This window comes from Rheinheimera sp. NSM, assembly GCF_052380015.1.
Taxonomy (GTDB): Bacteria; Pseudomonadota; Gammaproteobacteria; order Enterobacterales; family Alteromonadaceae; genus Alishewanella.
The window spans coordinates 690,666-717,048 of the sequence record NZ_JBQTCI010000001.1; the positions used below are offsets into that span (position 1 = coordinate 690,666).

General features: G+C 51.5%; 22 protein-coding genes. 13 read left to right on the forward strand and 9 right to left on the reverse strand.

What is annotated here, in order from left to right:
* Window positions 1-8: 8 nt before the first annotated feature.
* Complete coding sequence (locus tag ACTZWV_RS03055; protein WP_444785119.1) at window positions 9-584, reverse strand: hypothetical protein; 576 nt, start codon at window positions 582-584, stop codon at window positions 9-11.
* A 165-nt stretch (window positions 585-749) separates the two neighbouring features.
* Here ACTZWV_RS03055 and prlC point away from each other — a divergent pair, with 165 nt between their 5' ends.
* The 5 genes from prlC to ACTZWV_RS03080 all read left to right on the forward strand — a co-directional run bounded on the left by prlC (window position 750) and on the right by ACTZWV_RS03080 (window position 5,453).
* On the forward strand, window positions 750-2,798 hold the full coding sequence (gene prlC, locus ACTZWV_RS03060; protein ID WP_444785120.1) for an oligopeptidase A: 2,049 nt from the start codon (window positions 750-752) through the stop codon (window positions 2,796-2,798).
* 103 nt (window positions 2,799-2,901) lie between these two features.
* Window positions 2,902-3,399 (forward strand): hypothetical protein, encoded by a 498-nt coding sequence (locus ACTZWV_RS03065; RefSeq protein ID WP_444785121.1) that lies wholly within the window; start codon window positions 2,902-2,904, stop codon window positions 3,397-3,399.
* An 89-nt stretch (window positions 3,400-3,488) separates the two neighbouring features.
* Window positions 3,489-4,190 (forward strand): DNA-3-methyladenine glycosylase I, encoded by a 702-nt coding sequence (locus ACTZWV_RS03070; RefSeq protein WP_444785122.1) that lies wholly within the window; start codon window positions 3,489-3,491, stop codon window positions 4,188-4,190.
* Complete coding sequence (locus tag ACTZWV_RS03075; RefSeq protein ID WP_444785123.1) at window positions 4,190-4,939, forward strand: class I SAM-dependent methyltransferase; 750 nt, start codon at window positions 4,190-4,192, stop codon at window positions 4,937-4,939. The genes ACTZWV_RS03070 and ACTZWV_RS03075 overlap by 1 nt, the downstream gene beginning before the upstream one ends.
* Window positions 4,940-4,979: 40 nt before the next feature.
* Window positions 4,980-5,453 carry a peroxiredoxin gene (locus ACTZWV_RS03080; RefSeq protein ID WP_444785124.1) on the forward strand — a complete coding sequence of 158 codons (474 nt, stop codon included), beginning with the start codon at window positions 4,980-4,982 and terminating at the stop codon, window positions 5,451-5,453.
* A gap of 22 nt (window positions 5,454-5,475) precedes the next feature.
* Here the strand turns inward: ACTZWV_RS03080 and gmhB are convergent, their stop codons facing one another.
* The 4 genes from gmhB to ACTZWV_RS03100 are packed head-to-tail and all read right to left on the reverse strand — an operon-like array spanning window position 5,476 to window position 9,134.
* A complete protein-coding gene (gmhB, locus tag ACTZWV_RS03085; RefSeq protein ID WP_444785125.1) occupies window positions 5,476-6,033 on the reverse strand; it encodes a D-glycero-beta-D-manno-heptose 1,7-bisphosphate 7-phosphatase in 558 nt (185 codons plus the stop codon).
* Window positions 6,030-7,091 (reverse strand): glycosyltransferase family 9 protein, encoded by a 1,062-nt coding sequence (locus tag ACTZWV_RS03090; protein ID WP_444785126.1) that lies wholly within the window; start codon window positions 7,089-7,091, stop codon window positions 6,030-6,032. The genes gmhB and ACTZWV_RS03090 overlap by 4 nt, the downstream gene beginning before the upstream one ends.
* Before the next feature lies 1 nt (window position 7,092).
* Complete coding sequence (gene hldE / locus ACTZWV_RS03095) at window positions 7,093-8,553, reverse strand: bifunctional D-glycero-beta-D-manno-heptose-7-phosphate kinase/D-glycero-beta-D-manno-heptose 1-phosphate adenylyltransferase HldE (protein WP_444785127.1); 1,461 nt, start codon at window positions 8,551-8,553, stop codon at window positions 7,093-7,095.
* The gene (locus tag ACTZWV_RS03100; RefSeq protein ID WP_444785128.1) at window positions 8,553-9,134 is read right to left on the reverse strand and encodes a D-sedoheptulose-7-phosphate isomerase; all 582 of its coding nucleotides are present in this window, start codon (window positions 9,132-9,134) and stop codon (window positions 8,553-8,555) included. The genes hldE and ACTZWV_RS03100 overlap by 1 nt, the downstream gene beginning before the upstream one ends.
* Before the next feature lie 661 nt (window positions 9,135-9,795).
* Between ACTZWV_RS03100 and ACTZWV_RS03105 the strand changes: the two genes are divergently transcribed.
* From ACTZWV_RS03105 to ACTZWV_RS03125, 5 genes are all read left to right on the forward strand, one after another.
* Window positions 9,796-10,575, forward strand: a complete 780-nt coding sequence (locus ACTZWV_RS03105) for a glycosyltransferase family 25 protein (RefSeq protein ID WP_444785129.1) — start codon at window positions 9,796-9,798, stop codon at window positions 10,573-10,575.
* 2 nt (window positions 10,576-10,577) lie between these two features.
* Window positions 10,578-11,348, forward strand: coding sequence for a glycosyltransferase family 2 protein (locus tag ACTZWV_RS03110; protein ID WP_444785130.1), 771 nt, complete (start codon window positions 10,578-10,580; stop codon window positions 11,346-11,348).
* Window positions 11,349-11,418: 70 nt separating this feature from the next.
* The gene (locus ACTZWV_RS03115) at window positions 11,419-12,408 is read left to right on the forward strand and encodes a glycosyltransferase (protein ID WP_444785131.1); all 990 of its coding nucleotides are present in this window, start codon (window positions 11,419-11,421) and stop codon (window positions 12,406-12,408) included.
* Between the two features lie 29 nt (window positions 12,409-12,437).
* Window positions 12,438-14,438 (forward strand): lipid IV(A) 3-deoxy-D-manno-octulosonic acid transferase, encoded by a 2,001-nt coding sequence (gene waaA, locus ACTZWV_RS03120; RefSeq protein ID WP_444785132.1) that lies wholly within the window; start codon window positions 12,438-12,440, stop codon window positions 14,436-14,438.
* Between the two features lie 167 nt (window positions 14,439-14,605).
* On the forward strand, window positions 14,606-16,720 hold the full coding sequence (locus tag ACTZWV_RS03125; protein WP_444785133.1) for an SEL1-like repeat protein: 2,115 nt from the start codon (window positions 14,606-14,608) through the stop codon (window positions 16,718-16,720).
* 101 nt (window positions 16,721-16,821) lie between these two features.
* Here ACTZWV_RS03125 and ACTZWV_RS03130 read toward each other — a convergent pair whose 3' ends face one another.
* Together ACTZWV_RS03130 and ACTZWV_RS03135 are read right to left on the reverse strand one after the other, a co-directional pair.
* Window positions 16,822-18,570: a S8 family peptidase gene (locus tag ACTZWV_RS03130; RefSeq protein ID WP_444785134.1), complete on the reverse strand. Its 1,749-nt coding sequence runs from the start codon at window positions 18,568-18,570 to the stop codon at window positions 16,822-16,824.
* Between the two features lie 409 nt (window positions 18,571-18,979).
* Window positions 18,980-21,313 (reverse strand): S8 family serine peptidase, encoded by a 2,334-nt coding sequence (locus ACTZWV_RS03135; RefSeq protein ID WP_444785135.1) that lies wholly within the window; start codon window positions 21,311-21,313, stop codon window positions 18,980-18,982.
* Between the two features lie 370 nt (window positions 21,314-21,683).
* Between ACTZWV_RS03135 and ACTZWV_RS03140 the strand changes: the two genes are divergently transcribed.
* The 3 genes from ACTZWV_RS03140 to ACTZWV_RS03150 are packed head-to-tail and all read left to right on the forward strand — an operon-like array spanning window position 21,684 to window position 24,201.
* A complete protein-coding gene (locus ACTZWV_RS03140) occupies window positions 21,684-22,865 on the forward strand; it encodes an NAD(P)/FAD-dependent oxidoreductase (protein WP_444785136.1) in 1,182 nt (393 codons plus the stop codon).
* Between the two features lie 13 nt (window positions 22,866-22,878).
* Window positions 22,879-23,187, forward strand: a complete 309-nt coding sequence (locus ACTZWV_RS03145; RefSeq protein ID WP_444785137.1) for a hypothetical protein — start codon at window positions 22,879-22,881, stop codon at window positions 23,185-23,187.
* Between the two features lie 30 nt (window positions 23,188-23,217).
* The gene (locus ACTZWV_RS03150; protein WP_444785138.1) at window positions 23,218-24,201 is read left to right on the forward strand and encodes a DUF4862 family protein; all 984 of its coding nucleotides are present in this window, start codon (window positions 23,218-23,220) and stop codon (window positions 24,199-24,201) included.
* Window positions 24,202-24,210: 9 nt separating this feature from the next.
* On the opposite strand, the gene ACTZWV_RS03155 is transcribed toward ACTZWV_RS03150, so the two are convergent.
* Entirely contained in the window at window positions 24,211-25,578 is a 1,368-nt protein-coding gene (locus ACTZWV_RS03155) for a TrkH family potassium uptake protein (protein WP_444785139.1), read from the reverse strand.
* On the reverse strand, window positions 25,575-26,231 hold the full coding sequence (locus ACTZWV_RS03160; RefSeq protein WP_444785140.1) for a potassium channel family protein: 657 nt from the start codon (window positions 26,229-26,231) through the stop codon (window positions 25,575-25,577). The genes ACTZWV_RS03155 and ACTZWV_RS03160 overlap by 4 nt, the downstream gene beginning before the upstream one ends.
* Window positions 26,232-26,383: the final 152 nt, after the last annotated feature.

Below are 26,383 nucleotides of genomic sequence, written 5' to 3' on the forward strand. Positions count from 1 at the left end.
TGCGGTTGTTACAACTTTTTCAGATCAATAGCGTTGGCCAGCTTTAACATAGTGCTTTGGGCGGCGCTGTCACCTTCCAGGCTAACCATGGCGCCACCCGGCGTAACAAACTGTAGCTCCATACTGTCGCCGTCCAGCTTTTGTACCGCCTGAATGCCCTGAATTTTGGTTAATTTACCGCCGGACATGGCAATCATCGACGGGTTGCTTAGCATCATCGAAAACGCCTGCAGCATGGGTGAGTCCATCATTAACTGCATTTCTATGCGGTGCTGATCATTATAGTAAGTGCGCGATGCGCTGATGCCGCCGCCAAACATTGCCGCACCAGCTACTTCGCTGTTGGCATCTTCTGCCTGCCAACCGGCCGGTGGTGGCGGAAACGCCTGTTTTACCTGTTCGCCTTTTTGCTGACGGATCAGCGTGCTGGCGTAATCCAGCTGGGCGATAGCTTGTGACAGCTCACCGGCTTTATAGTGTTTGGTGGCGGCGTCTATAGCGTCGTCTATTTCGCTGTTGCTGGCGGCGAGGTTCAGGCTGGCCAGCAGCAAGGTGGCGATTGCGGTTTTTTGTAACATGCTCATATAAGTTCATTCCCTTGATTAACAAAACCGGCAAAGAGTATAGCTTGCCTTTATTTCCGCTGCCAATACCGGCAATACTGATAGTTGCGCCGGCTTTAGCATTGACAACAGTCTGGTTAGCCCCAACATTAAGTCTATTACTTATATTTTGCGCAAAGGTACTTTATGTCAGCCAGCACCAACGTTTTATTATCTTTTCCGGCTTTACCGCCGTTTTCGCAAATTACCCCGCAGCAAGTTAAGCCTGCGGTAGAACACGCTATAGCTCAGGCCCGAGCTGCGGTAGAGCGCGCTGTGGCTGCCACCGATGTCAGCTGGGACAGCCTGATCGCACAGCCGGAGCAGGATGGTGATCGTTTAGCTAAGCTGTGGTCGCCGGTATCGCATATGAACTCGGTAGTAAATACCCCCGAGCTGCGCGAAGCCTATGAGAGCTGCCTGCCGTTACTGTCAGAATTCAGCACCTGGCTGGGGCAACATGAAGGCCTGTATCAAAAGTATCAACAATTGGCGCAAAGCGCTGAATATGCCGTTTTAACGCCGGCGCAGCAAAAAGTGATTCAAAATGCGCTGCGCGATTTTAAGCTGTCGGGCATTGGCCTGTCGGCGGAAAAAAAGCAGCGTTATGGCGATATCCAAAGCCGGTTATCCGATTTAGGCTCGCAATTTTCCAACAATACGTTGGATGCCACCCAAGCCTGGTTTAAGCATATTAGCGCTGAGGCCGTCTTAGCCGGTTTACCGGATGATGCCAAACTGGCCGCCGCTGAAGAGGCAAAAAGCCGCGAACTGGACGGCTGGGTATTTACGCTGGAATTCCCCAGCTACATAGCGGTGATGACTTACGCCAATAACCGTGAACTGCGTGAAGAGTTGTACAGCGCTTATTGCACCCGGGCGTCGGATCAGGGCCCGACTGCCGGCCGGTTTGATAACAGCGCTATTATTGAAGAAACTCTGGCGCTGAAACATGAGTTGGCACAACTGCTGGACTTTAACAACGCAGCGGAGGAGTCGCTGGCGACCAAGATGGCACAAAGCCCGGCGCAGGTGCTGGATTTTCTGCACGATTTAGCCCGCCGTGCCAAGCCTCAGGCAGAGCAGGATTTAGCTGAGCTAAGCGCCTTTGCACAAAGCGAATACGGCGTGACAGAACTGGCCGCCTGGGATGTAACCTATTATGCCGAAAAGCTGAAACAAGCCAAATACGCTATTTCTGACGAGCAGCTGCGGCCGTATTTTCCGGAACATAAAGTGGTGGCCGGATTATTTGCCGTACTGAATAAGCTGTTTGGCGTAACAGTTAAGCAGCGTGACGGTGTGGATGTGTGGCATCCGGACGTTAAGTTTTACGATATTTTCGGCGCACAGGGCGAGCTGCGCGGTAGCTTTTATCTGGATTTATACGCGCGGGCGAAAAAGCGCGGTGGAGCCTGGATGGATGACTGCCAGGGCCGGCGTATTTTGCCGGACGGCAGTGTGCAACCCCCGGTGGCTTATTTAACCTGTAACTTTAACAAGCCGGTGGGCGGCAAGCCGGCGCTGTTTACTCATGATGAAGTGGTCACTTTATTTCATGAATTCGGCCATGGTATTCATCATATGCTGACGAAGGTAGATGCGGCAGCGGTAGCCGGCATTAACGGTGTGGCTTGGGATGCGGTAGAGCTGCCCAGCCAGTTTTTGGAAAATTGGTGCTGGCAAGCTGAGGCGCTGGCGATTATATCCGGCCACTATGAAACGGGCGAGCCATTGCCGCAGGATTTGCTGGATAAAATGCTGGCAGCGAAAAATTTCCAGTCGGCGATGTTTTTAGTGCGTCAGTTGGAATTCGCACTGTTTGATTTCCGCTTGCATGCCGAGTACGACCCGGCGCTGGGCGGTCGCGTACAGCAAATGCTGGACGAGGTACGCAGCGAAGTATCAGTGATTATTCCGCCGCGTTTTAACCGGTTTCAGCATGGCTTCAGCCATATTTTTGCCGGTGGTTATGCAGCGGGTTATTACAGCTACCTGTGGGCCGAAGTGTTGTCGGCCGACGCCTTTGGCCGTTTTGAAGAAGAAGGTATTTTTAATGCTGACACCGGGCGCGATTTTTTACGTTGGATTTTAGAGCGTGGCGGCAGTGCCGAGCCGATGGAGCTGTTTAAAGGTTTCCGTGGCCGTGAGCCATCAAACGAAGCCTTGTTGCGCCATATGGGCATCGCCGGCTAAACCTTGTTGGCCACGCACAGCACAATAATTAATTTAAGCTTAACAATTCATTGCCAATTCAGGCTGGCTCTGCCAAGCTGAACTGCAAAAGCGGAGGCTGAATATGTACAGTAAAAGAGTGATGGTTATGCTGGTGGCACTGGGGTTGGCAGGGTGCCAACAAGGACAGGCGGGTACTGATACCGCTGCTGAGCGTTTACCACCTAAAGCGGTGGTTGAGCCGATAGACCCGGTAACAGACCCGTTAGCCGCGGCAAAAGCGAGGAAACAGCAAATGGCACAGCAGGTAGATTTAAATGCTATGCGCGCCGATGTGATGGCGCTGATAGGTGAAGCCAAAGCGGACAACGTGGCGCAGTGCCGCGTGGTTGGTTTTGGCAGCAAACCTTGCGGTGGCCCCGCACGTTATATTGCGGTGTCGGTTAAAGATGGCAATGAAAATGAAATTATGGCTAAAATCAGCCAATATAACGCTGCTGCCAAAGCGGAAAACGAGCGGCTGGGTTTAATGTCGGATTGCGCCGTGGTGCCCAAGCCAACGGTGACGTTAAAAGACGGTGTCTGTACCTTGCAAGACAGCGGCAGCAGCGCAGCGTTTTAACGGCTAAACACAGCACAGAAGCTGGCGTTAATACTAAGGCAACAGTTACACTGTTGCCTTATTTTTTTGGCTAAAAGGTAAGGTTTATTGTGAATACTGCTGAGCCGTTTGCACGTATTTATCAGCGCGCCTGTGAGCGCAAAGGTGGTGCTGAAGCACTGGAAGCCCTGTTGGGGCAAAGTGCGGCACCGGAGCAGATTGCTGCCATACCGGACAACTTATTGCTGGGCGAGCTGACGAAAAAAGTGTTTCAGTCCGGTTTTGTTTGGCGCGTGGTGCGGCAAAAATGGCCGGGCTTTTGTGAGGTGTTTTTTGATTTTAACATTGAAAAAATACTGCTGATGAGCGATGAAATGCTTGAAGCCAAAGCACGCGATGAGCGCATTATCCGCAATGCGTCGAAAGTGTTTACCATCCGCCACAATGCCATGATGATTGACGATATTGCCCGCAAACACGGCAGCTTCGCCCGCTTTATTGCCGACTGGCCCACCACGGATATTATCGGTTTATGGGCTTACCTGAAGCTGCACGGAGCAAGGCTGGGCGGTAATACCGGGCCCTATGCCTTAAGAGCAATAGGCAAAGACACTTTTATTTTAAGTGAGGATGTTGAAGCCTACCTGCGCTCCACTAAGGTATTTGACGGCGGTGTCAGCAGTAAGCGCAGCTTAAGCCAAATCCAGCAGCAGTTTACGGCGTGGCAGCAACAATCTGGTCGCAGTTTGCAGCATATCAGCCAGATCATCGCGCTGAGCGTTGGTGAGAATTTTGTCGGAATGCAGCAGTAATGCCACTGAATTTATTACACAGTCCTGAGCTTAACGCAGACTATGCTGCCAGCCTCTGTCAGCAGTTTGGTTTAACCTTAGCCACTAAAATCAGTGGTTGGCATCTGGCCTGGCAGGATAATGCGCTGGTATTGCGCCACAGTGAGTTACCCAAGCAAGGCGATATCCTGGTCGATTTTGCCGGCGGTGCAGCCAGCTACCGGCGCCAATATGGTGGCGGTAAAAGTGAAGCCATTGCCAAAGCCTGCGGCCTGAATAAAAAGCGCGATTTAACCGTACTGGATGCCACTGCCGGCTTGGGTCGTGATGCCTTTGTGCTGGCCAGCCTCGGTGCTAACGTCACTATGGTGGAACGTAATCCGGCCGTTGCTGCTTTGCTGTACGACGGTTTGCGCCGTGGCAAACAATGCGCTGAACTTAGCTGGCTGGGCGAACGTATGCAGTTGGTGCACAGCAGTGCGCTGCAGGCGTTACAGCAACAGGCTGCGGTGGATGTGGTGTATTTGGACCCGATGTTCCCGCCACGGGATAAAACCGCACTGGTTAAAAAAGAAATGCGCGCTTTTCACGACGTGGTTGGCAGTGATACTGACGCCGATGCCTTGTTGGCACCGGCGCTGCAGTTAGCGCAAAAACGCGTGGTGGTAAAGCGGCCCGGCTATGCAGAGTTTTTGGCGGCAACAGCACCCACTATGTCGGTAACGGGTAAGAATAACCGCTTTGATGTGTATATTAATGCAGCAATTTAATGCTATTTTGACAACAGTTTACTTTAACAGGGGAAGCAGCATGATTAAAACCGGCGACAAATTGCCTGAGGTCAGTTTTTCACAATTGACCAAAGAAGGCGTAATGAACCCAACCACCAGCCAAATTTTTGCCAATAAAAAAGTGGTATTGTTTGCCGTGCCTGGCGCGTTTACGCCTACCTGCTCAGCGGCGCATTTACCGGGTTATATTACCCTGGCCGATCAAATTAAAGCCAAAGGCGTGGATAGCATTGTTTGCATCGCAGTGAACGATGCTTTTGTGATGAGTGCCTGGGCTAAAAGCCAGAATGCCGAGGAAATAGTGTTTTTGGCCGACGGCGGCGCAGCATTTCATAAGGCCATTGGCCTGACCATGGATACCGGCGATTTTGGTGGTGTACGCTCACAGCGTTACGCCATGATCGTCGAAAACGGCGTGGTAACCCTGCTCAATGTTGAAGCACCAAAAACTTTTGAAGTCAGTAAAGCTGAAGTGATTTTAGCCGCATTGTAACAAGCTGCACTGAGGGGAAGCGTTACACTGCTGTCAGGGCAGTTTTCACCGAAGGCCAGACTTCATCTGCGCTGGCCTTATCTTCTTCTGTCAGGCTCTGGCCGGATAACACCAGTACTTTACGCTTAACTCCGGCAGCTTTTGCCGCCTGCATATCGGCTTTTTTATCGCCCAACATCAGGCTTTGGCCCGGGTCTAGCTTGTGCTTGTTTATTGCTTGCAGCAACATGCCAGGGGCGGGTTTGCGGCAATCGCAGTCGATTTGATAAGGCGGGTTAGCCTTAACCGGATGGTGCGGGCAGAAAAACACGTCAGTGATAGTGACGCCATGCGACTGAAACTGTGCCTTCATCCAGTCGGTTAAATTATGAAACTGCTGCTCGTTGTAATAACCGCGGCCTATGCCTGACTGGTTGGTTACCACTATCAGTAAATAACCCTGCTGCTGTATATGGCGGCAGGCGTCAAATACACCATCAATAAACTCAAATTGCTCCGGCTGGCTGACATAGCCATGGTCGATATTAATCACCCCATCGCGATCTAAAAAGGCGGCTTTGCGTATACCGGACAGGCTCATAACTGTTGCTCTGCTACTACTTTGTCAAACATAGCCGTGACCTGGGCCACAGTGATTTTTTGCATAATATCGCTACCTTTCACCCGGGTCCCCCATTTTAGCTCTGCTGCTGTTTTGCCTCGTTGCTCCAGCAATGATTGGTGATACACCTCCACCACATACTGACGGAATAAATAAGGCCCGGTGCGATCCGGGTTACTATGGCCATAAAGCCCAATCACCGGCGTACCAACAGCCACCGCCATATGAGTAGGGCCTGTATCTGGTGCCAGCACTAAACTGGCGTGTTTTAACAGCGCCAGCAGCTGTTTTAAACTGGTTTTGCCTGTCAGGTCTGTGATGGGATGCTGTGCTGATGCCAGAATAGCCTGGCTTAAAGTGCGTTCCAGCTCGGTGGGGCCACCACACAAAACTACCGCAAAGCCTTTAGTATTCGCATAATCGGCCAAAGCCGCATAACGCTCTGGTAACCAATTACGCTCAGCTTTAGAAGCAGCAGGGCTGATAATCAAAACGCGTGAATTGCCAGTGGCTGCTAACTGCTGTTTTGCCCATAACTCGTCTGCTTGCGGAATGGGCAGTTGCCAGGTAGGGGTATTGCCAAGTGCTTGCTCTGATACCCCAATAGCTTTGGCAAACTGGCGAAAGCCATCCAGCACATGGCTGCGTGGTGCGGGAGCTATACGGTGACGCATAAAAAGCGCATGCAGCTCTTTGGCGGTGTGCCAGTCGAAACCAATTTTTTTGCGCGCCTTGATCCACAAAGAGGCGACGTTAGCGCGCAAGGCCACCTGCATATGCAGCAGCACATCAAAATAGTCGTGTTTTAAATCCTGCTTTAGCTGGCTATAAGCGGCTTTGCCCAGCTTTTTATCAAACACCACAAAACGTACACCGGGCAAACCTTCCAGCAAACGGGCTTCCACTTTGCCGATAATCCAGGTGATCCGGGCTTGTGGATGCTGACGCTGAATAGATTGAACTACAAAGACGGCATTACAGACATCGCCAATAGCAGATAAACGCAGAATACAAATAGATGTTATGGGCAGCGACAAATCAGTTATTTCCCTGCAAGTCCTGAATTTTGCGTATTACTTTGCTGGTGGAGCGGCCATCAACAAAGGTCAGCACCTGCACTTCACCGCCGTTGGCTATGACCACATCGGCGCCTACTATAGTTGCAATGCTGTAGTCGCCGCCTTTTACTAATACATCAGGCAAGATGGTGCTGATAAGTTTGAGTGGGGTATCGTTTTCGTCTGCGTCATCGCCAAAAGGCACCACCCAGTCGACGCTGGCTAAACTGGCCAGCACTGTGGCGCGATCTTCCAAAGTATTGATAGGGCGCTGTTCGCCTTTTAACCGGCGCACTGAAGCATCGGAATTCAGGCCAACCACCAGGCGGTCACCCAAAGCTTTGGCCTGCGCTAAATAACGCACATGGCCGGCGTGTAAAATATCAAAGCAGCCATTGGTAAAGACAATACGCTCGCCGTTTTGCCGGGCAAACTTTATATGCTGCAGTACTTTGTTAAAAGGGGTCTGGTAAAAATCGCCCTGGCGGAATAAATCTTTATTCAGCTTAGCTGCCAGCTCTTCCGGTGAAACCGTAGCGGCACCTACTTTGCCTACCACTATGCCTGCTGCTAAATTAGCCAGTTGAGTGGCATCATGCAGCGACATACCGGCGCTTAACATCACCGCCAGCGTGGCGATGACGGTATCGCCGGCACCCGTCACATCACTGACTTCCAGTACCTGAGCCGGGAAGTGAAAATGGTCGCTGAAGGTGATAAGGCTCATACCTTGTTCACTGCGGGTCAACAAAATAGCAGCTACCCCCGATTTTTGCATCAGCTCGCGGGCTGAACTCAACATCTCTTCCACGGAGCCAGTTTTGCCACCTGCAGTTTTAAATTCAGCTAAATTTGGCGTGATCACATCAGCACCGGCATACATCGATAAATCGGGTTGTTTTGGGTCAACCAACACCGTTTTTCCTGCTGCTTTGGCGAGTTTGATCATGCTGGATATCTGCTGCAACGAGCCTTTATTATAATCACTGAACAGGATCACATCGTAGCTCTGATATACAGCAGCAAAACGTTCGGCCAGCGAAGCGGAATCTTCGGCGCTGAACATTTCTTCCTGATCCAGCCGGACTATTTGTTGCTGGCGCGAAACCACACGCATTTTGGCTATGGTAGGTTTATTGTTTTGGCTGAACAGTTCGGAATGAATTTGTTCACCCGCCAGCAATTGTTGCAACGACTCGCCGGCACTGTCGTTACCAATAATACCTAATAAGCCTGCTTTGCCGTCCAGGTGGGCAATATTACGCGCCACGTTAGCCGCTCCACCAGCTTTGTCTTCTATTTTACTGATTTTCACCACAGGTACAGGAGCTTCAGGCGATATACGCTGCGAATCGCCATTAAAATAGCGGTCCAGCATTACATCACCCACAACTAATACAGAAGCAGAAGACAGATTCTGCAGCAGGCTCAGATCTATCATTAATTATTCCCTACCATAGCCATGTCTAACGCTTCACAGAGCCAATGGCCAATAAACATATGCACTTCCTGAATACGGGCGGTTTCGTCATTTTTAACAATAATAGACATTTTGGCGATGTCTTTCACTAAACCACCGTCACGGCCTGTCAGTGCTACCGTAAAAGCGCCCAATTCATTGGCGGCTTTTAAGGCTAAATTGATATTGGGACTTTTGCCTGACGTGGTTAAACCAATCACCACATCTTGTGGCCGCACTAAACCGAACACCTGACGCTCAAATACACTGTCAAAATGGTAATCGTTGGCGTGGGCTGTCAGGATGGAGGTGTCGGTGGTTAACGCAATAGAGGCCAGCGGGCCACGTTCGGCTTTGTAACGCACCATAAACTCAGCGGCTAAATGCTGGCTGTCGGCAGCGCTGCCACCGTTACCCATCCATACTACCTTGCCGCCTTGTGCTAAACAGTTCTGCACCGCTTCTAATAGCTGCATTGCTCCCTCATGATAGGCTTCGACTGCGGCAAAGGCATCACGGTGACGTTTCAAACTCTGTAAAAAACTCTGTTCTAAATCTGACATATAAGGCCCAGCTTAGCTCTGTGAATAAAGGCATTTTAACGGATCTTGCTTATTGCAAAAGAACTTTTTACTCTCAATTGATGTTTAGGTTTATCTATTTGACTCTAGACTCTGGTATGGGCGTCTTAAACAGTTTACAGAGGCGTAATTGATAGGTGGTAAGCACCATGGTAGTAGAGTTCTTGCTTGGACCTAAAGCGGTTAAAATACTTGGTAAGTGTTGGCCGTCAGTTTCAACATAAATATTGACTATAAAAATTTATCCGTTAGGTAAGAGACAGTGGTGTTACTCATTTTAGGGGGGATATCATTGAATAACGCCTGTAAAGGCTCACACACCTCCGACTAAATAACTGATCCTAACTCTGCCACACCCGCTGTAAGCCATTGCCGCACCCGGAAACGGGGCGGCGTTATCCACAAGCGAAGTCCTGTAATATAAAACCTACAGCAACGAGCTTACAGATCTCCCGTATCCCTGCATGGGAGTTGTGTTCCTGCCAATTCTGACAAAACTAATTCTCAGTTGATCCTTAAATTCTTTTGAGCACATTAAAGAACAGTTGTTTAGAAAAGTTAGTACAGCGAAAGTTACCTGTTAGGTAAAACTGCATTTTTTAGGTAAAATCAGGCCATATTTAGAGTTAAGTGGAAGAAATACATGGGACAGTATGCTGGATACCCAATCTGGTTAATTAATCTGGATTCTAACCCTGAGCGTTATGAGTCTGCTAAAAAGCAGCTACATAAGCTGGGACTGGATGCTGAACGCTTTAGTGCCGTTTATGGTAAAAACCTTAGCCCGGTTGAAGTAACAGCCTGTTATGATCCTGCTCTTAACCAGAAAAAATTCCGCCGGCCTTTGTCGCCTGGCGAAATTGGCTGTTATTTAAGCCACAGAACTTTATGGCAACGTATGGTCGATGAAAACGTCGCCATGGCTTTTATTCTGGAAGACGACATTGACCTTGAACCTGAATTTCTGACCGTGCTGGAAAAAATTACCCAATTAAAGCATTGGGATATGATTAAACTGGCCGATGACAGAGCAGGCCAGGGCGAGCAGAAAAAAGATCTGGGTGATGGTTATCAATTGGTTAACTTTGCCAAAGTACCGAACTGCACCACGGCTTATGCCCTGACGCTGGAAGGCGCGAAAAAGCTGCTCAGCCGGCCGAAAATTTTTCGCCCCGTGGATGTCGATTTACAATTTTACCCGGAGCTGAACCTGACGGTGTATTCAATCTTGCCTTATCGTTTATGGTCGGCCAGCCGTTTTGAAAGTGAAATTGATAAAATGAGTGGCGGCACCCGCAAAGGGGGGACGTCGTTCTGGCGTAACCTGAAATACCGTTTCCAGCTGAAATCTATCCGTAACAAGCATCTGTCAGGCGATGTGTCGCAGGTACAGTTTACTCCCGCCAAACAGGAAGAGGTTTGAGCATGCGTAGCCGTAAAATTTCCTGTTTTGTCATTTCCTGCAATGAAGAAGACCGCATTGAGGCCTGTTTACAATCGCTCTGTGGCTGGGTCGATCAACTGATCGTGGTCGACTCAGGCAGTAAAGACAGAACGGTAGAAATAGCACAAAAGTACGCCGACAAAGTATATCAAACCGACTGGCCCGGTTTTGGCCCACAGCGTAACCGTGCTTTGGCCTGGTGCGAACACGACTGGGTGCTGAGCATAGATGCCGACGAAGTGCTGACACCTGAACTGAAAGTGGAAATTGATCAGGTATTGGCAGAGCCTGATCTGGACGCCAACTTTATCAAAATGCCATGGCATACATACTTTTTTGGCAAGTTGTTAAAACATGGCCGTTATTCCACACCACAGGGCAAATTGTTTTTAAAAACCGGTGCCAGTTTTAAAGACCGTCAGGTGCATGAAACTTTGTTACTACCTTACGAGAAAGTGCGGGTACTAAAGTCGGCTATTATTCACCACAGCTGGCGCAGTTATCAGCATTGTCAGGAAAAGCATATTAAATACGCTTGTTTAGGTGCTGAAGATAAATTTTCCCGCGGCAAAAAAGCTGGTTTGAGTTATGCGATTTTGCGGTTTTTCACCGACTTTACTCAGCAGTATGTGCTGCGTTTAGGTTTCCTTGACGGCTGGCGTGGTTTATTAATGGCCATAGTGCTTGGCCAGTACGCTTTTCATAAATATGCCGCTTTAGCCACTATGGTGGCTGATGCAAAAGCTAAATAAGTGGACAGATAACCCTTCATGCTCGCCTGCTGTGTTAGCAGTAGCCAGTGAACGCTATGGAACTCTTTGAATGAAAATATTGCATGTAATGGTTAGCCGCTTGTCTTTACCTCCGAAAGACTATGGTGGTACTGAGCGTATTGTCTGGGGCTTACTAATGGCTCAGCAGGCAGCCGGGCATGAAGTGCGCTTATTGTGGGGCAATGCTCCGGAGTTGCCCAAAAATGCAACCCGCTATGATGCAACTAAATCTATGCGGGAGCAGATAGGCAACTGGCCTGACATAGTACATTTTCACCAACCTTTTAATGGTGAATTGGATGTTCCCTATATTAGTACTGAGCATGGCAATGCCGAAGGGGCTCGTAGTTACGGTCAAAACACAGTGTTTTTAAGCGCGCGCCATGCCGTAAATCACAATGCTGAATGTTTTATACATAACGGTTTGGACTGGACTGAATATGGTCAGCCTAATCTGGGCAAAACACAGAACTATTTCCATTTCTTAGGCAAAGCTAAATGGCCTATTAAGAATCTCTCTGGTGCTGTGGCTGTGTCAAAACAAGCCGGTGCCAAATTGCATGTATTAGGTGGCGTACGTTTTAGTCTTAGTAGCCGCGGTTTTTATTTTCATCCTGATCTGCATTTACGCTTTCATGGCATGGTAGGTGGTCAGCATAAAAACCAGCTGGTGCGTAATTCTCAGGGGCTGATTTTCCCGGTTCGCTGGCACGAGCCTTTTGGCTTGGCCATTATTGAGTCTTTATATTTAGGCGCGCCGGTGTTTGCAACTCCGTATGGTGCAATTCCTGAAATTGTCACTCAACCTGAGTTTGGTTTTCTGTCAGCAAATTACAATGAGCTCGCAGTCGCAATGGCGGATATTCATAAGTATGATCGTGAAGCTTGCCATTATTATGCGAAAACCCGATTCGACCACCTGACGATGGCGACAGCATATCAACAGTGTTATGAGAAAGTACTTGCCGGAAGGACGCTTAATAGCAAAAAACCATACAGTGAACAAAGTTGGCATCAGTTGTTACCTGTTACGGAGTAAGTGGATTGATGTACTCTGGTATATTGTTGATGTGGGTAAATAAATTGTTGTACTCTGCAATATTATTGCTGCTAACGCCGGTATTGTCGCTATATTTTTTGCTGCGCTCCCGCAAGGACCCGGCGTACCGTGCGCGTATGACCGAACGTTTTGCTCTGCAGCAGGTACCCGCTGCTGCAGTGGGCGGCATAGTGGTGCATGCGGTATCGGTAGGCGAAGTGGTCGCCGCCACGCCGCTGATTAAAGCGCTGCAACAGCAATATCCACAGTTAACTCTTACCATAACCTGCACTACACCAACCGGCTCGGCACGTATTGTCAGCACTTTTGCCGACAGCGTGTATCACTGCTACTTACCGCTGGATACGCCCGGCGCTGTGCAGCGTTTTTTACATAAACTGCAACCGCAGGCGGTTATCGTGCTGGAAACTGAGCTGTGGCCAAATTTACTGCAGCAATGCCGCCGGGCTCTTATCCCCACCATAGTAGTGAACGCGCGGTTGTCGGCGCGCTCTGCCCGTGGCTACCGCCGCTATTACGCGTTCAGCCGCCTGGCGCTGGACAATATCAGTGTGTTATTAGCGCAAGACAGCGCAACGGCGCGGCGTTTTAAGGCGCTGGGCTGCAAGGCACAGCTTAGTGTGTGCGGTAATTTAAAATACGATATGGCCGTGCCGGCGCATACCAACAGCCTGGTGGCACAGTTCCGGCCACAACTGAGCGGGCGCAAAGTGTGGGTAGCCGGCAGCACTCATGCCGGTGAGGATGAGCTGTTAATCAGCGCCTATCAGCAGTTAAGTGCGGAGTTTCCTGACTTACTGCTGATTCTGGTACCGCGCCATCCGGAGCGTTTTGATGCGGTGGCGCAGTTGTTATCGGATACCGGATTAAATAAGCTGCGGCGCAGTGAGCAGCGTGCGGTAACAGCCGCGACTCAAGTCTTGCTGGCCGACAGTATGGGTGAGCTGCTGGCGTGGTATCAACTGGCAGATGTGGTGTTTATCGGTGGTAGCTTAATTGAACGTGGCGGGCACAATCCGCTGGAAGCGATGCTTTTTGCCAAACCGCTGCAAACCGGGCCGCATGTGTTTAACTTTGCTCAGGCTTACCAGTGGCTTGAGCAAGCCGGCGCAGTTAATTGGGTTAGCGATTGCGCCGGCTTGGTAAGCAGCACGGCGCAGCTGCTGCGACAGCCGCAGCAAGCCGCAGAGCAGGGAGCCAAAGCGCTGGCGTTGTATCAACGCCACGGCGGGGCTTGTGCACGCATGAGCCGGCTGATCTGCGACTATTTAGGTGCTGACAGCGGTCATTTTCGTATCCGCCAAGCTGGCAGCATTGTGCAGTGGTATGACGCTCAGGTATTTCAGCAACCGGACGAGTTAAGCTTTAACGCGGCGCATTGGCAACAGCAGCAGGCGGTTATCGGCCAGTCACGCGGGCGTAATATTGCCTGGTTTATCCGCCATAACGGCATGGCTTTGGTAATGCGGCATTACTATCGCGGCGGCTTAATCGGCAAGTTGGTAAAGGATAACTTTAGTTATCAACGTGTGTTGGCCAGCCGTGCCATGCAGGAGTTTAACCTGCTGCGTTATATGCGCCGCTGCGGCTTGCCGGTGCCGCAGCCGTTAGCCGCGCAATACGTGCGCCGCGGGTTGGGTTATCGTGCCGATATTATGATAGCGCTGATTGCCGGCAGTCAGGATCTGGCGACTATACTGACCGCCGGCACAGCGCTCAGCTTATCGCAGTGGCAGCAGGTAGGCGCGGTTATCGCGCGGTTTCATCAGCAGGGGGTGTATCACTCCGACTTAAATTGCCACAATATTTTGCTCGATAGTGCAGATCAGATCTGGCTGATTGATTTTGATAAATGTGCAGTACGGGCACCGGGCAATTGGATGCAGCAGAATCTGGCACGCTTACAGCGCTCATTGCAAAAAGAGCAGGCTTTGCACCCCGGTTTTAGTTGGCAGCAGCAAGACTGGCAGGCGCTGCTGCAAGGTTATAATCAGCAATTTACCGGTTAAAAATGGCAATCTATCGCGGTTTTTGGCCTTTTGTTCACCCTGAGTTCACTTTTTATCTCTGTTTCGCCCTTGGTGTAAGTCACTTTCTTTGATATAACAACTGTCAGTGAAAGGGGGCATCTATGCGGCTAAACAAAATAATAATAAGCTTAATGGCAGTCAGCTGTATGCTGTCGGCAGAACCGCAACAAAAAATTGCCGCGGCAAAAGCGGCGTACCAGCAAGGTGATCATGCTAAAGCCGCAGAGTTGTGGCAAAGCCTGGCGCTGGATGGTAATGCTACAGCTCAGTTTGAGCTGGCAAAATTGTACTCCCTCGGGCATGGCGTTGAACAGGATGCATTGCAGGCTGCTTATTGGCTGGAGCAAGCAGCCTCTGCCAGCACCGATTTTGCTGAATCCGCCAGGGCGCAGCGCGATATTGCTAATGGCTTAACACAGTTAAAAGCGCAACAGCAGGCTGCTGACGCCGCAGCCGCGGCAGCAGTTCCGGTAGCAACAGCAGCGTCAACCGCTAGCTTAAGTGCGCCACCACCTGTTGCCACCGTTACCGTTGCCGCTGCACCAAAAACAACAGCGGTGCAGCGCACGGTGCAAAAAGCTGCCGGGCCGGAATTGCCGGTAAAAGCCCTTGCCGATGCCCGCTTTGACAGTGGCTTACGTGCCTTCGAGCGGCAAAATTATGCTGAAGCATTCAGCCACTGGTACCCGCTGGCAGAGTCCGGCCAGGCTGAGGCGCAATTTAATTTGGCGGCTATTTATGCCAATGGTTATGGTATCAATAGTGATCAATTGGCCGCGGCTCGTTGGTTTAGCGCCGCGGCAGAGCAGGGCATGGCGCAGGCGCAGTATCATTTAGCGGTGGCGCATGCCAATGGCAAAGGCGTGGCGCAGGATGATGCGCTGGCGGTGTATTGGTATCAAAAGGCGGCAGAGCAACAATACAGCCTGGCACAATACAACCTGGGCTTTATGTATGCCAACGGCCGTGGTGTTACGCAAGATGAAGCCAGCGCCTTACTCTGGTACGAACGCTCGGCGCAGCAGGGTGATGTTGACGCGCAGTTTATTGTAGCCGGGCGTTATCAGGACGGGCGAGGCGCTAAAGCCGATGTAAACAAAGCCATAGCCTGGTATCAGCGGGCACTGGCACAAAACCACAGCCGCGCGGCATTTCAACTGGCACAATTCTATTTACAGGGCTTGGGCGTAGCGAAGAACGAAAGCCGCGCTTTTGAGTTATTCAGCCGCGCCGCAACCCAGGGCGTAGTGGAAGCACAGCGCGAAACCGGTATCAGTTATTCGCTCGGTCGTGGCGTGCGCAATAACGACAGCAAGGCCACAGAGCTGCTGCAACAAGCCTGTAGCGCAGAGGATATGGCGGCATGCTTTTATCTGGCGCAGCACGTTACTGAGGGCCGCGGTGTTAAAGCCGACGCCGCCCGCGGCATGCAGTTATTTCAGCAGGCAGCCAAAGCCGGTAATGCGGAGGCGCAATTCAGGTTGGGCCAAATGTTAAGCGCGGGTCAGGGCGTGGCGGTAAATGAAACCGCGGCCTTTAACTGGTTTTTACAGGCGGCGAAGCAGGGCCATGCCGAAGCACAGTATCTGACCGGACTGCGGCTGGCCAACGGCACCGGAGTGGCTCAAAATGATGCTGAAGCGGTGAAATGGTACCGCTTGGCTGCAACGCAGGGCGTGCTGTATGCGCAGTATAATCTGGGCTTTATGTACGGTGCCGGTCGTGGCGTGCCGCAAGACGATGCCCAAGCGCTGATTTGGTACATCAAGGTGGCAGAGCAGGGCGATGCCGACGCGCAGTTTAACCTTGGCCAGCGCTTTGAAACCGGCCGCGGAGCACGCCAGGACGACCGTCAGGCAGTAGTCTGGTATCAAAAAGCGGCAGCGCAGAACCATCAACGCGCGATAGCACATTTGGGTTATATGTACGAAAAAGGCTATGGCGTGAGTTTGGACGAGCGTAAAGCCCTGGAGCTGTATCAACAGTCGCTGGCGGCAAAGGTGCCACGTGCGTTAACCGCCCTGGGCTTGTTTTATAAAAACGGCCGCCAGGTAAAAGCCGATGATAAAAAAGCAGTAGAATTATTTGCTCAGGCGGCAGAGCAGGGCTATGCCAATGCGCAATATAATCTGGGCTGGATGTACGAATATGGCCGCGGTGTCAGCAAAGATCTGGTGAAAGCACGTGACCTGTATCAGCAGGCGGCAGAGCAAAGTGAACCTTTAGCACAGGCGCAGCTTAGCCGGTTATTGAATCCATAGTGTTTACTGCAGAGTATTAAAACGCAGCGCAGCGAAACACTCAGCGCACAAGTTAACTGAAAAAGGCCGGCGTTATGCCGGCCTTTTGCTATTGTGGAAGCTTATGGCTGATATTGAGTCACCAGGGTAACACCGCTAAAGGTACTGTAAGCACGTAAGCTGATGTGCCAGGTCGCTGCCTGTGGGTTATTAAAGGCACAGGTTTCATTGTTACCGTTGTTGTAAGGCCGGCAGTCATAGCTGCTGGTGGTCGGCCGGGCACCGCGGCGAACGTACAGGTCGGCATCACCGCTGCCACCAGACATCGTTACTGTCAGCGAGCCCATACCGGATGGCACATTTACCGTATAATGCAGCCAGTTACCGGTTGTGGCACTGAGATTAGTCAATGTACTGCCGGCACCGCTGCCGCCACCGGAACCTTGCGCCGCCAGCACTGCTGCGTTGGCATCAACAATGCCTGTGCCACAGCCTGAACATGCCGCTGGGAAGCTGCGGGCCGTATCTTTCAGGATCTGCTCTATTTCATTGGGTGTAGCGGACGGTTTTACCTGTTTAATCAGTGCTGCTACGCCGGCAACATGTGGCGCCGCCATTGACGTACCCTGGCTGTAGCCATAGCTGTCACTGCCCGGGGTGGTTGAGCCGGTATTGTAAGTAGACAGAATACCATTAGGGTCATTGGCTGAGTTCATTGCGCCGCCAGGCGCGGCAACATCAACAGAGGTGCCGTAGTTGGAATAGTAAGCACGGCCACCATTACGGCCGGTTGATGCTACGTTTACAACGCCGGCACAGTTACCCGGGTTATAGTTGTTGGCATTGTCATTGTCGTTACCGGCAGCGATCACAATAACGGCGCCGTTGTTACGCGCAATATTGATGGCATTTTGGGTAGCAGAGGAGCAGGCGCCGCCGCCGCCCAGGCTCATATTGATCACGTGAGCCGGATTAGCATTGGCCGGTACACCCGAAACTGTACCGCCCGAAGCCCAAATAATACCGTCGGCAATATCTGAGGTGTAGCCACCACATTTACCCAGCACCCGCACCGGTACTACTTTCGCGTTATAAGCCACACCAGCTACGCCGGTATTGTTGTTGCTGACTGCGGCGACAGTACCGGCAACATGAGTACCATGCCAGCTGGATGACCGAAATGAGGTGGGCTGACCATTGCCGCATTCACCGGCGTTGGTCCAGTCGCCCGGGTCGCGGGCATCATTGTCACGGCCATTACCATCGTTACCAACAAAGCTGTCGGAGATCATGTCGTAGCCAGGCAGAATATTGGCATTTAAATCGGCGTGTGGCCGGTAACCGGTGTCAAGCACCGCTACAACCACACCCTGGCCGGTAGCGTTGTCCCAGGCGGCAGGGGCACGCAGGCCGCCGGTTGCTTCATAGTAGTGCCATTGATCGCTGTACCTGGTATCATTTGGCGTAGCAGTGGGTTGCAACATAACGTCTTCTTCCACCTGCTCTACTTCGTCGTCCTGAGCTAACAGTTGCAGCATACGCTGCGTTTCCTGAGCGGACAGCTTACGTTCTGCGCGGAATACAGCATGCTTATTCAGCCCCATACCGCGGACAAAACGCATACCTTCGCCGGCACGGCTGCTTAAACGCTGTGCTTTTTGCGCCATACGTTCAGCCTTTATCTGCCGGCCAACACTGGCAGGCAAAGCGGAGCTGATATCGGCAGCAACAGTGTCTTTATACTTAATGATAAAGCGGGTAGCTGGGCCATCATTCAGCTCATTGTCATTTGCCATAGTGGATGTGGTAAAGAACGCGGCGGGCAGGCATAGCACGGCCAGCGCAGATAACTTAAAAGATGTTTTTTTCATATTATTATCAAACCTGGATTATTATTGAAAGTTCGTGTCTGGTGGCACAGGGCCTGCCAGCGCTTGATTTTTATCCAGTGCCTGAAAGAAGTAAACTAACACATTTCATTCATTTTTCTAACAAAGGTATTTTTGTGAACGGCTGTTCCTGAAAAAGGTTTAACTGCAAAAATTAACATTTTATTAAATTTATCTGCGCTGCGCAGTCTCACTCATTTGTCTTACAAATAGTTACAAATGTAACTAATAATCATTGGTTATATGGTATGCATAAATGGCATTAAAAGTGTCATGATATTTTACAGCGGGCTGGTTATGCCGGGCTGTATGTTCCGGTTTAATCAGCGACGATCTGCACCGGACTAATAAAAAAGGCCAGCATTTGCTGGCCGGGTTGTTTGTCAGCGGGTTATGGCTGATAGCTGGTCGTCAGGGTTAAACCGCTTACTGCGCTGTAACCATATATCGAAATATACCAGGTTGCAGCTTGCGGGTTGGCAAAGCTACAGCTTTCGGCATTGCCGGATTTATACGGCCGGCAGTCATAGCTGGTGGTAGTTGGTTGGCTGCCACGCTTAACGTACAGATCGGCATCACCGCTGCCACCGCTGGTAGTTACAGTAAGATTGCTCATACCGGCCGGTACCGTAACGGTGTAGTGCTGCCAGGCGCGGCGGGCAATACTGATATTTGACTCTGTCAGGGTTGCGCCTTCGGCACCACCGCCACCGGAGGCTGCAGTGTAATCTGCCAGCAAGGACACGCCGGAGTAAGCGCTGTAGCCGTTAAGCATCACATGATAGGTACCGGCTTGAGCCGTAGCAAAGCTGCAGCTTTCGTTGTTGCCACCCTGGTAAGGCCGGCAATCATAATTCGAGCTGGTGGGCGCGCTGCCAAATTTAACATACATATCAGCATCACCCGAGCCGCCGGACAGGTTAAATGTCAGCCCGGTAGCGCCGGCAGGCACGGTAAAGGTGTAAAAGGTATTGCTGCCCGTTGCACCAGACAGACCGGTGCTTGCTACGCCTTTTTCCAGCGCATTATCTGCCGGCGGTGGTGGCTCTTCGCCGCCGTTACCGCTGCCGTCACAACCGTTTTGTGCTATGTAGTCAAAGGCGGTTTTAGTGCGCACTAAACCGTAGCCGTAGGAGTTATCACGGCCGGCAGTGCCTAAATCTTCAGCGGTGACCGCCAGTACGTTACGGATTTGTGCATTGCTGCATTGCGGGTAGTGGCTCCACAGCAGGGCGGCGACACCGGCTACATGTGGCGATGCCATCGATGTACCACTCATTAAGCCATAGTTGCTGGCGCCTGCGTTAAGGCTGGCGGTTTGGCCCAGCCGGCTCATTAATGCCTGGCCAACGGCCTGGGTTACCGCCAGCGCCGGAATGCTTGTGCCCGGGTTATCGCCTAAAGTACCGCCAAAATCACCGGCAGCATTGTTGTAGATAATAGCGGCTAAACCGCCGCCGTCTTCACAAGACTGCACTTTTTGCGCAAAGCTGACATTACCGCGCTCAATCAGACAAATTTTATTCGCCACGCTGCTGCAGGTCGTTTCACCCAGGCCGCAGTTGGCTAAGGCGGCGTTGGCGCTGCCATCCGTCGAGTTGGTCATCGGGCTGCTGTCATAGCTGGTGCTACCCACGCTTAACGTGGCTTCCAGGCCAGTACCTTCAGGATAGGTCGAGCGGATATCTACGCCCGGGCCTGACAGCTCAACCTGGCTGTTGCGCTGGGAAAAATCAGCCAGTTGCTTGTTTTTATCAATAGCGGCAACTGAAACCACTGAATTGTAAGAGGCCGGATAAGACATGGCGGTATTGCCGTCGTTACCGGCAGCGGCAATCAGTAATACACCCTGATCAAAAGCGGCCTGCATAGCGTTAGATTCTGTGGTGCTGGAGCCGGCGCCGCCCAAACTCATATTAATTACTGTAGAACCATTGCTGACACAGGTATTTACCGCGTTGGCCAGCGTTGAGCTGTAGCCCCAGCCATCTTCATTAAACACTTTAATAATATGCAATTTGATATTGCCGTTTGGCAGCACGCCCAGCATGCCGGTAGTGTTGTTCAGTGCGGCTATGGTACCGGCGACATGGGTGCCGTGCGGGCCGCCGGCCTGATACCAGTTACCGGTACCGGCATTATTGGTGCCGGTAATGTTGCCGCTCAAAAAGTCTTCATGCGGTAAGTCCAGCCCTGAATCGATAACACACACTTTTTGATTAGAGGCAAACTGGTCGCTGACCTGATCTGCCTGCACCATGGTGTAGCCGAAGGGCACTTGCTGCGCCATCGGGTAGCGTTTGTAATCTTCTTCTATCAGCTCTACGTCGCTGTCGTTTTGCAGTTCGGCCAACTCAGCTGCATTCAGCTCGGCAGCCAATGCAGACTGCGCCGCCAGCAATTGTTTAACCCTCGCACCATGGCGTTCAATGCGCTGCTGGCGCCGTTCCAGGTTATAACGCCGGCGCTCTGCGGCATTAATATTAAACAGGCCCGGGCTGGCTGCATCCAACTGCTGCTGTTTGTATTTGATGATATAGCGTTTACGGCCATCAGCTGCGCCCTGGCTGGGTTTCAGTGTTGCCGCCAGCGGGCTGGCATAGTGACTGGCCTGGTCGATACTGTTGTGTGATTGGCTTTGTGCTGCAGCGCCAGTTGCCACCAGCAAGGTCGCCGGCAGGCACAGTAACGCCAGCTTGGTAAGTGTGAACTCAGGTTTTTTCATCTGTTTCTCTGCTTATTTATTGTTATATGTTCCCCGAAAGATGACAACTTATTGCAACCCTGCAATAACATCTGCCTTCGTTTTAACCAAAGTGTAATTAAGTGTAAATCGGCGAAATGGTGACAATTGTTACAAGTGGTGGCGGGCAAAAATGTTGTCGGGAAAAAAGGTCTTTTTTCAAACAGGGTAGGAAAAGCCAACTGAGCACAGCTAACGGTTGCAGCCGGATCTGTAATTTGCCAGGCTTAGCGCTATATATCAAAAAAGCATAATTTATACGCATTTTTGCTATGGGCGCAGGCATAGATTGCATCCGCCGGCAGAGTCGCCGACAATAGCTGCTTTTGCGTCAGACAGGTAAACAGGCGTTATGCAGCAGTGGGATGTAATAGTAATAGGTGCCGGCGCCGCAGGCTTAATGTGCGCGATAGAAGCCGGTAAGCGTGGCCGCAAGGTACTGGTGCTGGATAACGGTAAACGCGTTGGCCGTAAAATTCTGATGTCCGGTGGTGGCCGCTGCAATTTCACCAATATGTATGCTGCGCCGGAGAATTTCCTGTCCCAAAACAAACACTTTTGTAAATCGGCGTTAAGCCGCTATACGCAGTGGGATTTTATCGCTCTGGTGCAAAAGCATGCTATTGCCTATCACGAGAAAACCCTCGGTCAGCTGTTTTGTGATGATTCCGCCAAAGATATTGTCGATATGCTGCTAAGCGAGGCTAAAGCCGCCAATGTGCAAATTGCGCTGCAGCAAAGCATTACCGGCGTCAGCTTTGCCGATGGCCACTATACCGTTACCACAGCAGAGCTTAGCCGGCAGTGCCACAGCGTTGTCGTCGCCAGCGGTGGTTTAAGCCTGCCGAACTTGGGCGCTACAGCTTTTGGCTTTCAGCTGGCCGAACAGTTTGGCTTAAAAGTGCTGCCACTGCGCGCTGCCCTTGTACCACTGACCTGGCAACCGGCTGATAAAGCGGTGTTTGAGGAAATCAGCGGTGTGTCCTTGCCGGTAACGGCAGAGGCCAACGGCACTGTATTCCCGGAAGATATGCTGTTTACCCATCGCGGTTTAAGCGGGCCGGCCATATTGCAGATTTCCAGCTACTGGCAACCGGGCGATGAGGTAACGGTAAATATGGCGCCGCAAACCGATGTGGCAGAGTTTTTAGCCGCGCAACAGCAAGCTCACCCGGAGCAGGAAGTAAAAACCGCGCTGGGTAAGCTGCTACCGAAACGGCTGGTAGAAAAACTGTTCGAGTTAAATATCTTCACTAACCAGCCGCTAAAAGCACTAAACCCGAAAAGCATTAAACACATCGCTGATAGCCTGCACGGCTATGTATTTAAACCCAATGGCACCGAAGGCTATCGCACCGCAGAGGTGACCATCGGCGGTGTCGATACCGATTATTTATCCTCGAAAACCATGGAAACCAAACAACAACCCGGCTTGTATTTTATCGGCGAAGTAGTCGACGTTACCGGTTGGTTAGGCGGCTATAATTTCCAGTGGGCTTGGGCCAGTGGCTGGGTGGCGGGGCAGTATTGTTAAGGTAACTGGTATTATGAAAAAACTCTCCAAAGTACAACTTAAACAACAGGCCGCTGTGTTAGATGCGGTGACCACGTTGGAGCAACAAGCGTTGGTGGAAGTGCCTGGCACGCTGCAGTGCTGGTTTAGCCTGGAGTATGAAGCCTTTCCGGTATCGCTGCTGGTGCGGTTGCAGTTTACTGAGCAAGCTATGTTAGATGCGGCGCAGGGCCAGTTGCTGGTGTGGCAAAAGCGCTTAAGCGGCTTATTGCTGAAAAAAGGTATAGTGCTGAAAGATATGCGTAAACACCTGGTGTTTACCCTAAACAGCCCTGATGATTAATTCTGATAACAACAGCCTGTTGAGACAGCTATGAAATATTACCTTGGCGCTTATGCCGCTTCACCCAATCACATCGGTTGGGAGCCGGAGCTTGAAACCGCGTTTTATAACGAATTAAAAGCGCTGCCGGATATAAAAGGCCTGGAGCACCCGTTTTGGGGGGCTTTGCACCAGCACGATGACAACTGGTTTTTAGCGAATATTCAGCCGGACTGGGATTATGTATTTACCTGTATTCCCGGCATTATGAATGCACTGGGGCAAAACCCGGTGTTTGGTCTTGCTTCGGATGATGAGGCCGGGCGCCAGGCTGCAGTGGATTTTATGCAGCAGGCCTGTGCCGCCATTGGCAAATTAAATACCCATCTGGGCCGGGCGGCAGTCACCGCGATTCAAATTCAAACCGCGCCGGCGCGGCATAAAGCGGCATCATCTAAAGCCGCCCTTCAAGCTTCGCTTGAAACCATGCTGCAGTGGGACTGGCACGGTGCCCGCATTGTGATTGAGCACTGTGATGCTTATGTTGATAGCCACACACCATCAAAAGGCTTTCTGGCGCTTGGCGATGAGCTTGAGGTGCTAACACAGCTAAATACGCAGCTAAGGGCAGAGCAGCAATTAGGCATGGTGATTAACTGGGGCCGCTCGGTATTTGAAACCCGCCGTGTTGAGGGGGCTGTTGAGCATATTCAGGCAGCGCAGGCCGCCGGGGTGTTAAGCGGGCTGATGTTTTCCGGCGTGTCGGATCAGGATAGCGAATACGGCGCCTGGCGCGACAGCCATCAACCACCACAGCAAAGCGCATTGGTGCAGCATGGAGAGCCCGGTAGCTGGATGACAGAGCAGGCGATGCATAACTGCCTGGCGGCGTGCGACTCCCCGGACACATTATTAGTGTTAGGGGCCAAAATTGGTATCCGGCCGCACAGCGCCGCTATAGCGCAGCGTATCGGTATTGTCCGCGATACGCTGGCTATAATGGATCGTTACTTTAGCCGTTACTTTAACCGTTAGCTCAGCTGCTTAACCGACCTGAATTTTGGTGTCGGCATAGCGGATTTTGCGCCGTCTGGGCGTGGCGAGAAAATACGCCAGCGTTAGCGGGCCCAGCCGGCCGGCGATCATCAAAAAGATGATCACCAGCTGGCCGCTGCTGCTGAGGTTAGCAGTTAAACCCCGCGATAAACCCACAGTACTGAGCGCTGATACGGCTTCAAAGGCTATATCGAGAAAGGGCGCGTTCTCCAGCGCGGTTAAGATAAAAATACTGATAAAAACCAGTGACATTGATACCAGAGCCAGCGCCAGGGCTTTTAGTACCTGAGCGGCCGGCACGTTGCGTTTTAATAAGCTTACCTCGTCACGGCGGCGTAAAAACGTATAGGTGGCCATAATAAGCACGACAAAGGTGCCAACCTTTATGCCGCTGGCGGTGCTCAGTGAACCGCCGCCGATAAACATCAGCAGCAGGGTCAACACATTGCTGGCGTCGGTCATCTGGCTGTAATCCAGGGTATTAAAGCCGGCCGTGCGCGGTGTAACGGCCTGAAACCACGCGGCTAAGGCCTGATCTTTCAACGGCAGGTTAGCCAGGGTGGCCGGGTTATTGGCTTCCAGCAGCCAGATCAGGCAAAAAGCCAGCAGGTTTATAATAACTGTGGCCAACAGCACTATGCGGGTGTTGGTGCTGAGTAAGCGCCAACGTCGCTGCTTGTTAATATCAATCATCACGGTAAATCCAATACCACCGATAATAAACAAGCCTGTGATGATCAGGTTTACCGCTATATCGCTGGCATACGGCATCAGGCTGGCACTGCTAAGCGCGAAACCGGCGTTGTTAAAAGCAGAGATAGTATAAAAAAAGCCGTGATACAGCGCGCGGCTAAAGCCCAGTTCACCCCACCAGACCAGTGTCAGCAGCGTGATGCCAACCAATTCGATTAACAGCGAGTACAGCAACACGGCTTTGGCGGTTTGTGCCACTTGCGCCAGGCTGGTTTGATTCATCGCCTCCTGAGCAATTTTTTGTTGGGTCAGGCCAATTTTGGCACCCAGGCTAATGGCAGCTACCACGGCAAAGGTCATAAAACCGAGGCCGCCGGCCTGGATTAACAGCGCAATAACCAATTGGCCAAACAGACTGAACTGGGTGCCGGTATCTACCACCACCAGGCCGGTAACGGTCACTGCCGATGTGGCGGTAAACAGTGCCTGCAGCACACTGATAGGGGCTGTAGTGGCAACAGGCAGCAGCAACAATGCAGCGCCAACAACAATAAGCACGATAAAGCCGAGGGTGAGCACGGCCGGCGGGCTCAGGCTGACAGTGGCGCGCGTTAAGGGCACCGCCCGGACATAGGGCAGGCGCTGGGGTAACCAGTTCTTCATGTTGTCAGCTTCGGTGCCAGTGACTTGAGGATATCGAGCGAGCCGGCTAACACCAGGCTGTCATGATGCTCCAGCACAAAGTCGCTTGCCAGTGGCGAGAACAGCTTATCGCGCCGTTTTACCAGCACGGCTTTAACAAAAGCATTAGCGTCGGCCAGCAAAGCGGCAACGGTGCTGCCTTGCAGGCGCTGCGTAATATCTATTTCAACCAGGTATTGGTTGTTGCCCAGTGCCAGGTATTGGTTCACCATCGGATAATTCAGCGCCTGGGCTACTTTAACGCCCATTTCTTCTTCCGGATGAATAATGCGGCTTACTCCTAAGCGCGATAAAATCATATGGTGGGCTTTAGAGGTCGCTTTTACCCAAATTTGCTCAATGCCCATATTTTTTAAATGCAACACGCATAAAATACTGGCTTCCAGGTCTTCACCAATGGCCACCAGTACCGCGTCGCAGCGCTGAATATCAAGCTCCTGCAAGGCCTGTTCATCGGTGACATCGGCTATCACGGCATGGCTTAGCTGATCGGCCAGCCGGTTGATAAACTTCGCGTTGTTATCTACCCCAATTACCTGATGTCCCAGCCGTATCAGTTCTGCTGAAGCGGCAGCGCCAAACCGGCCGAGCCCAAATACTGCAAATTGCGCCATTGTAGTTAACCCTTGCGGCAAAGGCCGGTATTACAAACCTAAAGCGCGGCTAAGTCAGCCGGTCGCCGTTAATCTTTATAAAATCTTTATACCGGCGCTCCAAATCTTTAGAAAAGCTTAACAACGGCGCAGGCGGTATAGCGTTAGGCTGG